The sequence below is a fragment of the Pseudoalteromonas sp. S558 genome (assembly GCF_005886635.1).
GTDB lineage: Bacteria > Pseudomonadota > Gammaproteobacteria > Enterobacterales > Alteromonadaceae > Pseudoalteromonas > Pseudoalteromonas aliena.
Map to the genome: position 1 here is coordinate 1 of NZ_PNDU01000287.1, position 9655 is coordinate 9655.

The 9655-nt window shown below is 39.0% G+C and carries 13 protein-coding genes; 8 read left to right on the forward strand and 5 right to left on the reverse strand.

Annotation, left to right across the window (positions count from 1 at the left end):
- The first annotated feature begins 378 nt into the window (after positions 1 to 378).
- From CWB66_RS17040 to CWB66_RS17075, 8 genes are all read left to right on the forward strand, one after another.
- Positions 379 to 1311 (forward strand): CHAD domain-containing protein, encoded by a 933-nt coding sequence (locus CWB66_RS17040; protein ID WP_138586298.1) that lies wholly within the window; start codon positions 379 to 381, stop codon positions 1309 to 1311.
- A 26-nt stretch (positions 1312 to 1337) separates the two neighbouring features.
- Entirely contained in the window at positions 1338 to 2237 is a 900-nt protein-coding gene (locus CWB66_RS17045) for a DUF350 domain-containing protein (RefSeq protein ID WP_024589503.1), read from the forward strand.
- A 3-nt stretch (positions 2238 to 2240) separates the two neighbouring features.
- A complete protein-coding gene (locus CWB66_RS17050; protein WP_138586299.1) occupies positions 2241 to 3962 on the forward strand; it encodes a polyamine aminopropyltransferase in 1722 nt (573 codons plus the stop codon).
- A gap of 78 nt (positions 3963 to 4040) precedes the next feature.
- The gene (locus CWB66_RS17055) at positions 4041 to 4454 is read left to right on the forward strand and encodes a YjfI family protein (protein ID WP_004335098.1); all 414 of its coding nucleotides are present in this window, start codon (positions 4041 to 4043) and stop codon (positions 4452 to 4454) included.
- A gap of 24 nt (positions 4455 to 4478) precedes the next feature.
- The gene (locus tag CWB66_RS17060) at positions 4479 to 5171 is read left to right on the forward strand and encodes a PspA/IM30 family protein (RefSeq protein WP_138586300.1); all 693 of its coding nucleotides are present in this window, start codon (positions 4479 to 4481) and stop codon (positions 5169 to 5171) included.
- 74 nt (positions 5172 to 5245) lie between these two features.
- Complete coding sequence (locus CWB66_RS17065; protein WP_138586301.1) at positions 5246 to 5884, forward strand: DUF4178 domain-containing protein; 639 nt, start codon at positions 5246 to 5248, stop codon at positions 5882 to 5884.
- Positions 5881 to 6201, forward strand: coding sequence for a hypothetical protein (locus tag CWB66_RS17070; protein WP_077536557.1), 321 nt, complete (start codon positions 5881 to 5883; stop codon positions 6199 to 6201). Before CWB66_RS17065 ends, CWB66_RS17070 begins: the two co-directional genes overlap by 4 nt.
- Before the next feature lie 15 nt (positions 6202 to 6216).
- Positions 6217 to 6402: a hypothetical protein gene (locus CWB66_RS17075; RefSeq protein WP_077536558.1), complete on the forward strand. Its 186-nt coding sequence runs from the start codon at positions 6217 to 6219 to the stop codon at positions 6400 to 6402.
- Between the two features lie 27 nt (positions 6403 to 6429).
- On the opposite strand, the gene CWB66_RS17080 is transcribed toward CWB66_RS17075, so the two are convergent.
- The 5 genes from CWB66_RS17080 to CWB66_RS17100 all read right to left on the reverse strand — a co-directional run bounded on the left by CWB66_RS17080 (position 6430) and on the right by CWB66_RS17100 (position 9506).
- Entirely contained in the window at positions 6430 to 6831 is a 402-nt protein-coding gene (locus CWB66_RS17080) for a hypothetical protein (RefSeq protein ID WP_138586302.1), read from the reverse strand.
- A 10-nt stretch (positions 6832 to 6841) separates the two neighbouring features.
- Positions 6842 to 7354, reverse strand: a complete 513-nt coding sequence (locus CWB66_RS17085; protein WP_138586303.1) for a hypothetical protein — start codon at positions 7352 to 7354, stop codon at positions 6842 to 6844.
- Between the two features lie 112 nt (positions 7355 to 7466).
- Positions 7467 to 8843, reverse strand: a complete 1377-nt coding sequence (locus CWB66_RS17090; protein WP_138586304.1) for a class II fumarate hydratase — start codon at positions 8841 to 8843, stop codon at positions 7467 to 7469.
- A gap of 11 nt (positions 8844 to 8854) precedes the next feature.
- A complete protein-coding gene (locus tag CWB66_RS17095) occupies positions 8855 to 9220 on the reverse strand; it encodes a hypothetical protein (RefSeq protein ID WP_252371789.1) in 366 nt (121 codons plus the stop codon).
- A 100-nt stretch (positions 9221 to 9320) separates the two neighbouring features.
- On the reverse strand, positions 9321 to 9506 hold the full coding sequence (locus CWB66_RS17100) for a hypothetical protein (RefSeq protein WP_077536563.1): 186 nt from the start codon (positions 9504 to 9506) through the stop codon (positions 9321 to 9323).
- Positions 9507 to 9655: the final 149 nt, after the last annotated feature.

Genomic DNA, 9655 nt, shown 5'->3' on the forward strand with positions numbered 1-9655 from the left:
AGTGCTCAATCGCTTGGAACAATTTTAGAAGTGATATTAATAGAGTCATTTCACTCTGTTCAAGATCATGGATTAATATGACCAACTAATAAATGGAATTGGTATAAAATTTGCAAAGGGAACAACCATTTACATCAATTTACGCCTAGAATTGAATTATTTTTTCGGCGTAAAATTTAGATCACATACTTAATGGAATTGGTATTATAAAGCTTCAACTTTAATTCGAACTTCACTATATAGCTTCATATTTTTACTAAATAATATCCTGATTACAGAAATGCTCATTTCTTCTCATTTTGTTGCAATTTCATTCTTGGTTTAATAAGTGACCTGTGTAAAACTACCTAAGTTAATTTAGTAAATCAGGTGACATGAATGTCGAATATTAAAGCTTGGAAACTTATGAGCCTGTTTTGTTTGTTCGCAGTGCTTATGGGTTGTCAATCCAAAGAAGAGCAGCTGCAACAAACAATTCAAGAGTCTATTAAAAAGGTAGATACGGAGCTGTCTCAGCTTGGTACTGCCCTCGATAATGGAAGTGTACGCAATGCTGTGTTACTTAAAGAATATGGCGAGCTTCTTAAAAAACAACAACCAGAGCTTACAAAAGTTGTTGATGTAATTACCCTTGATGCAACGCGCCAAGGCGCACTTTATAGTGGCTTAACACAGCGACTTAAAGATGTTAAAGGAACTTACTTAATTCCTCCTTATGAAAATACATTACATAGCATTGATTTGTTGCGTGATGCATCTAAACCTACGCTATTTTCTGATGCGTTAACCGATCCTATTAATATGCTCGCTGATATGTCGAAAGGCACCTTAGCGCGTGTAGGCGCAATTAGTAAGCAAGCTGAAGGTGAGGGTGTTGGTAATCAAATGGTAGGTAACCCTAACTATGGTAACTGGCAATCAAATAGCAATGGTATTAGCTTTTGGCAATGGTACGGAATGTACCGTATTTTAGGTGATGTATTTGACCGTGTTGAATATGGAAGCTGGAGTAAGCGCCGAAAGTATAGCTATTACAATGACTATGGCCGTTCGCGTTATTCAAGCCCTAAACAAATTAAAACCCAAAGCGCACTAGAAACACGCACGCGCCAAACATACCAACGCCAAGGTAAGCAGTTTACAAGCCCTTATGCGAGTAAAAAAACAGGTGCATCAGGTTTAAGCCGTAGTAGTTATACGCCAGCAAAAAGCCGCAGTAGTTATTCTCGTTCGAGCAGTTATAGCAATAGCTCAGGATCGGTGCGTGATAGCGGTAGCAGAACCTCTCGTGGCGTGAGCCGTGGTAAGTAAAAGAATAAAGTTGGAGTTAGAATAATATGTATGAATTTAATGGAATAACTATGTGGTCGCTACAAGCGCTGGCGATTGATTTTGCAATTATTGTTTTATTGTTTGTAAGCCTTAAATATATAAAAGGCTGGGTTTCAAACTTACATGCAAATGATGAAATAACAGAACGTGATAACTTTGCTTTTGGTATTAGCTTTGCCGCTGGCTTAGTGGCACTGGCGATTGTATTAACAGGTGTAAGTAGTGGTGCTTTTGCTGCAACACTGCAACAAGAAGCACTGCAAATGTTAGCTTACGGCGCATTAGCAATTGTACTTATTAAGTTAGGTCACTTTTTTCAAGATAAAGTAGCACTTCGTAAAGTAAGCCTGCACGACGAAATCGTTAAAGGTAACGTTACAGCTTCAATAATTGATTTTGGTCATGTTGTTAGCGTTGCTATCGTTATTCGCTCAGCTCTTTTATGGGTGGCTACTGACGGCTGGCATGGTCTTCCAATTGTAATTGCCGCCTTTATTATAGGTAGCGTTGTATTACTACTTGTTAGCCAGTATCGAGTACAGTTATTTAAGCGTACAAATAAAAGCGGCGATTGCCTACAACAAGCAATTGTAGATGGTAACTTAGCTGTAGGTATTCGTTACGCTGGATTTTTAGTCGGTAGTGCATTAGCTATTACTGCTGCAACAGGTGTTGCGCCATACGCTGCGGATAACATTAATGCGAGTTTACTATACTGGGCTATTAGCGCTGTTGTGAGCCTTGTCGCATTTATTATTTTGCACTTAGTGACAATTAAAATAATTTTATCTGGTTGCGATATTTCAGATGAAGTTAATCGTCAAAAAAATGTAGGTGTAGCTACTATTTCTGCAGCAGTATCATTTGCTGTAGGTATCACTATGGCAACCTTACTAGGCGCATAATCAGTGTCATCAACCACAACTAGCCCAAGTAAGTCTCGCTTACTTGGGCACGATATATTACTTATTACTGTTATGGCTGTGCTTGCTGGGTGCGGCCTTATTTATGAATACTTACTGTCTCATTATGCTGGCCGTGTACTTGGCTCAGTAGAGAGTGCTATTTACGCCATGATTGGTACTATGATTGTAGCAATGGGCTTAGGTGCTTTTTTAGCGCGTTGGTTTAAAGACGCATTTACTGCCTTTGCTTGGCTAGAAAGCATTATAGCTCTGATTGGCATGGGCTGCATTTTAGCGATAGCGAGTGTAATAGCAGTTAGTTATTCTCTTCCTCATTTGTTTTCGAGTATTTTTAATTTACCCCCTGATGTTGTACTTAATGGTTACGTATTTCAAAAGCTACAAGAGTGGTCACGTTTTCTACCTTATGTTTTTGGTTTAATACTAGGCTTATTTATTGGTATGGAAATACCGCTTATAGCGCGTATTCGTCAGCATGTTTATGGCCGTTTTTTAGAAAACAATGCAGGGACTATTTATGGTGCCGATTATATTGGTGCTGGTATTGGTGCAGCCATTTGGGTAAGTATCATGCTCTCAATGCCTATAATGCAAGCCGCAGCGTGGACGGCGTTATTTAATATCATTGCGGGGCTCGCGTTTTTATGGCGCTACCACACCCATGTACGCTTTGCTAAGGCGCTCTTAGTTTGCCATATAGTATTGTTGGCACTCTTTGGTTTTATTTTGGTATTTGGCAGTGGTTGGATGAACAGTCTAAGCAATGTTTTATACAAAGATAAAGTAATTTATTCGCAAGCAACCAAATACCAGCACGTAGTTTTAACCGAAAGATTAAGCAAAAACCAACCTCAGCCAATCACCGATTTATATTTAAATGGGCGTTTGCAGTTCTCAAGTATTGATGAGCAAATATATCATTCAATGCTGGTTTACCCTGCAATGCTTGCCTCTAACAGACATGACCGTGTATTAATAATTGGTGGTGGTGATGGGCTTGCGCTTAGGGATGTTTTAAAATGGCCAGTGAGTGAAGTAACGCTAATAGATTTAGATGCGCAACTACTCAATTTATTCGGTCATAAAGATGGTGACTTTACGCCGCCAGAGCACATCAATAAGCGATTGCTACAGCTAAACAATAAATCGATGCATGACTCGCGAGCCAACATAATTGTAGGTGATGCATTTTTAGAAGTTGAAAAGTTACTTGATCAATCTCAGCAATTTGACACTATCTTAATTGATTTACCCGATCCTAATCATCCTGATCTAAATAAAATGTACAGTGACTATTTTTATAATCATGTACGGCAGTTACTAGCACCCGATGGTGCAATGGCGGTTCAATCGACTTCACCTTACCATGCAAAAAAAGCATTTTTAAGTATAGGTAAAACGGTCAAAGCCGCAGGGTTTGGCTATGTTGAACAATATCAGCAAAACATCCCTTCGTTTGGTCAGTGGGGTTGGACTATAGCCACCAAAATGGGTCAGTCGGCTAGTGGTCGAATTAATGATGTAGCTGTTATGCCAGTGCCATCAAGGTGGATCAGTAAAGAGTATTTATTAGCAAGTTTTGTATTTCCCAACCATTACTTTGAACAAGTTAAAAGTGTTGAGGTCAATAGGTTAGGCTCTGGTCAATTATATGATTATTACCGAACTGCATGGCAAATAGAAAGCGAATTGTATAAAAATTAAAAAACAAGGTTGACATAATATGTCGGCCGTGAGAATCTTAACTCAGACATAATATGTCAAACGACAAAAGGCAGAGACATGGAATTAAATGAACTTTCAATAAAATTAGCTTCTTTTGAAACTGAAGGTGCTAACTTTGAGTCTTTCTTGATTGCCAACCCTGGCGAGCAAGATGTTTTACAAGTCATTGTTGATGGAAATGATGAACTTCCAATTTTTGTTACACAAACACAAGAGCAGCTTTTATGTATTAGCTACTTGTTTGACGAAGATGAAGTTAAAAGTGAATTACGCAACGAGTTAAACGAAACATTACTACGTTTAAACGTGCCAATTCCACTGAGTGCATTTGCTAAAATCGATAACAAATACGCGATTTTTGGTGCACTGTCGGTAAATTCATCATTAGATGACGTTACCCACGAACTAGTGACATTAGCCGATAACGCTATCGATGCACTAGAAGCCGTGACCTTGTATTTAAACGATTAATAGCTAGTTAGTGGAGTTAAGATTATGAGTATTTTAAAAAAATTATTTACAGCAGTACGTGGCGGCGCTCGTGAAGCAGGCGAAGCAATTGTCGATGCAAATGGCATTCGTATTTTTGAGCAAGAAATTGCAGACGCGCAAAATGCGCTTCACCGTGCTAAAAAAAGCCTTACTGAAGTAATGGCTAAAGAAATGCAAACTAAGCGTAAAATTAGCGCTGTAGATGCATCGATCGCTGAACATGAAGCGTATGCAGGCCAAGCGCTTGAAAAGGGCAACGAAGCGTTAGCATTAGAAATTGCAGAAAAAATTGGTGACTTTGAAGCTGAAAAAGCTGAAAACGAGCAAGTGTTATCTGGCTTTAGCAACCATATCGTTGCGCTTAAGCAGCAAGTTAAAGATGCTGAAAAATCGATTAAAGAGAATCAGCGTCAGCTTACAATGGTTAAAACCACTGAAAGCGTACAGCAAGCAACAATGGCTGTTAACAGCACGCTTAATACAAACAGCTCGTCTATGACATCGGCTCGTCAATCGCTTGAACGCATTAAGCAGCGCCAACAAGATCGAAATGACCAGCTTGGTGCTGCAAAGCAACTTGAGTCAGACGTAAATGGCGATGACTTAAAAGCAAAAATGGCTGAAGCAGGCATTGGCGACACAAGTCCAAAAAGTGCTGATATTTTAGCTCGCATCAAAGCTAAGCAAAATAGCTAACCATTACGTTTATATTTTAAAAAGGTAACCGAGTTTTGCTCAGTTACCTTTTTTGCTTAGAGGGCAGCCTTCCTATGTTTAATTTTTTCAAATCTAAAAAAGAGCCAGAACGTCAGCTTAATCATCCGAGCGATCTTAAAAAAGGCGACATGTTTAGCGTTATCGATTCATTTGCTTATCCTGTATGGTTAAAAGGTGAAACGCTACGTGTTACTGGTATTCAGACTTACCAATATCAGCACAGTAGCGATACTGAATTTGTACTTGAGACAAACAGTGGACAAGTAGTATTTTTACAAATTGAGCAAGATGATGGTGAAGAGTGGGCTAACTTTTCTATTAAAATTCAGCGAAACGAAGTTGAAGAAATATTTAGTCTTGATGAGTTTGCGCGTATTTTTGATGAAGAGTCGTTAACCCACATTACAGTGCAAAATACACCAGAGCGCTTTATGCAGTTTTTAGCTAAAAGCTATCAACAAAGCGAGTCGCCTTATGTGTGTTATTTTCATAATAAAGATTACCGCAACCAAGCATTACCTCGCTATGAGCAAGAAGGTGGTGAGCCATGTGAAATGATTTGCTTAGCGTCAGATAACGAAGGTTTTGGTTTAAATATCGAGATTTGGGATGGCGGCGAAACCGAAGTATCGCTAACGCTAACGCGTCCAATGTCAGACATTGTAGACTTGTTTCCCGGAGATGCTAAGTGAGTGATGCTAAAGACAAGTGGTTACGTCAGGAACAAGCTGTGCGTGCCACGCAAATGGCATTTGATCTAAGCAGCGAAGTTCAAAAGCTGATAAAAAAGCAGGCAATTGATCAAGAACTCACGCCGTCAGATATGATCCGTAAAATACTTGGCTTAGATGTAAAGTCTAAAAAAACGCGCCAACGTTTATCGTTTAATCTAAATGATGATGAAATAGCGCAACTGGCGAGCCGCTTTGAAGTACAAAGTGATGATAAGCGAGCCGTAAAGCAACAAGTAGCTGACTTACTAATTGCTCACACTAAAAAAACTAAGTAGCTGCACTAGATTATTATGAATATAATTTTAATTGCCTACTTAATTATTTTTGCGCTGTTTGGTACTGCGGCGAGTTATTTTGTGCGTTACATTTATGCGTACTGGGTGCTAAAAACAATGCCTATGAAGTACATTATAAAAGCGGGTATTTGTGTGGTTATGGTGATTGTAATCTCAGCGTTAATTCCGTATTTAAGTTAACGCTGAGATTAAGTTATATGTAGTTTATTATTTTATATCAAACGATTGGCATTGCTGATTAATACACAGCGATTGCACTTCAAGTAAAGGTAAGCAATCAGTTAAACCCTTTTCTTTGTTTTGTGTTTCTTCTTGCTGTGTTATTTGAGCCGCAATATTTTCAGCTTTTTCTTGTAAAGTATTAAGTGTTGAGTAAACAACATATTTACTTGGCCCGCCGCATGCTCTAGCACCCACTTCAAGCACTTTACACTGAAAACTAGCCGTACAACTGTTGTTTATAATACTGTTTAGTTCGCTATTTAAGCCCGCTAGATCTTGCTTTTGAACACTGCTTGATGGTGTAGTACTAACGCAGCCGCTCAGCAATAGCATGCTACTAGCAATACTCAAAATTGATAGATTAGCTGGCGATGGCAAACAACTCATAATGATATCCTTAAAATACACTTACCGCTGAGCCTTCAAGCTTAACACATTTATTTTCAACACACTGCGTACTAGGTGTGGTTAAATGTTGGCAAATGCTCATCATACCTTTTTGTGCATTATAGCTACTCTCAAGCTTAGTAATCTTTTCGCTAAGTGCTGTTACTTGTTTTTCAGATGCCGTTTTTACTGAGTAGACAGCAAAGCTACTAGGTCCACCGCATGCACGACTACCGACTGGGCTGACTCTACACTCCATGCTTGTATCACACTGCTTATCTGTAATTAGTGTATTTAACTCGGCTTTAGCCATTTTTATATCATCGATTGATATGTCTTTTAAATCAGCTGTGGGCAGTTTTTCAGCAACATTACTTTTTGTATTTTCTTGTAATTTTTGCACAGCAGGCATTGATGATTCAGTTTCTGGAGTCACTTTTGTTTGTTCTGTATCAGTAGGGGCTTTATCTAAGCACGCTGTTAAACAAATTGGTAAAAGTATAGCTAACAATGAAGTACGCATTACAAACCTTGATAGTGATGAATTATTCATCACTATCATACACACTGCATTTTTGACGGCAATAAAAACTATATAATCAGATAATTAAAGCCGTATTTTAGATCCAAAAAAACTACAATCCGCCTTGTGTAAGTTTGGTAGGGTTAAGCAGTTTTTCGAGTTCCTCGCGTGGTAAATCGGTTTCTTGTTCGGCTACATCAATAATAGGGCGGGCTTCTTTGTAAGCTTGCTTTGCTATTTTTGCCGCTTTTTCATAACCGATCACCGGATTAAGTGCTGTTACTAAAATTGGATTTTTTGCTAGGGCTTTGTCTATATTTGGCTGATTCACCTTAAAGCTGGCAATGGCTTTATCGCCCAATGCTTGCGCGCTATTGGCAAGTAATTCTATGCTTTGCAAAATATTATACGCAATGACTGGCAGCATTACGTTTAATTCAAAATTACCCGCTTGCCCTGCGACAGTTATAGTGGCGTCGTTACCTATTACTTGTGCGCTTACCATTGCGGCAGCTTCTGGTATCACAGGATTAACTTTACCTGGCATAATAGATGAGCCCGGTTGGAGTGCTTCAAGCTCTATTTCACCTAAACCTGCAAGTGGACCTGAGTTCATCCAACGAAGGTCGTTCGCTATTTTCATTTGTGCTACAGCGAGTACTTTTAATTGCCCCGAAAGCGCTACAATGGCGTCTTGTGAGCCAATATTATAAAAAAAGTTACTGCTAGGCGTAAATCTAATACCTACATTGGCACTCAGATTTTCTGTAAATTTTGCTGCAAATTTAGGGTCCGCGTTTATACCGGTTCCCACTGCTGTGCCGCCTTGTGCTAACTCGCAAACACGCTCTAAACTATGTCGTATTCCTGCCGCAGCATGATTAATTTGTGATTGCCATGCACTTAGTGTTTGATCAAACGTAACAGGCATTGCATCCATTAAATGCGTACGGCCCGTTTTAACTATATGGCCTACTTCAGCTTTTTTCTTTTCTAGGCTTTGCGATAAGTTTTCAAGCGAAGGAAGTAACTCATACACTACATTTATCGCACTACTGAGTGCGATAGCAGTAGGGACTACATCGTTAGAGCTTTGCCCCATATTTACATCATCGTTAGGGTGAACGCTCTCATTACCTAATCGGCTAGCAAGCGTTGCAATAACTTCGTTGGCGTTCATATTTGAACTTGTACCTGAGCCTGTTTGAAAAATATCAACTGGGAAGTGCTCAACATGATCGCCATCAATAATACTTTGGCATGCTTGCTCAATCGCATGTGCTTTGGCTTTATTTAGGTGTCCAAGTTCGCAGTTACTTTGTGCGGCTGCTTGTTTTATATAAGCCAGTGCGGTTATAAATTGCTTAGGCATAGAAAGGCCACTAATCGCAAAGTTATTAACGGCTCGTTGTGTTTGTGCTTGGTAGAGGGCATTAATAGGTACTTGTAATTCGCCCATGCTGTCTGCTTCTACTCTAAAATTACTCATAAATGCGCTCCTTAAAAAGGGTTAAATTCGTGACTAAGAATACGAGCTTCACGCTCAAGTATTAAAAATTTTGCCGTGTTGTTATGAACTTTATAAAACCGCTTTAATGCCAACAGTGGTTTGTATAACTGATTCAAGCATTGTTTTCGAATAGCATTGTGTATAAGAGGGTCGCACATTTTGTTCATAATTTCATGATGTGTACGCCTAAGATAAAGCTCTTGGAGCAAAGGGTTATGCTGTCGTTCAAAATTTTTGGCTACGTTAAGGGCGGTTTCTATATAATCGGCAACGAGCATAGGTGCATGTAGGCCAGGTCTCAAGCAATGACAAGAGAGTTCTTGATGGTAACGATATTGCGTATGTTTTAAAGGCATAAAAAAACCGACTCAACTTAACGATAATAGTTATCATTACATTTTATCGGTTTCTGTGTAAATAGTTATTCTAAAATTATTTATGGTACTAAGCGGAGCCTTAATTGTAGCCAAGAATAAATATTTGGTCTGTTTCATGTTTTGTCATCGTCTTTTGATTATGTTTAGGGTGCGAAAGCAAGTCGATTACGGTAGCTCTCATATCAGCGGATTCACGATGTTCGTTGATGTTTTTTTCTGCTATAGCAACAGCTGCGTCTACAGCTGTATAAGGTGGAGTGTGCATAATAATTATCCTCTTGATTAAACTCTTAATTAACCCTATTTAGCCTGAACTTTGGATAATAAATCTATCTCAAGCAGCTATTTTCAGCGCTAACTACGTTGAATTTACTTGCAATAGGCCAGCTATTGACGCGTAAGTTCGCCTTGTTT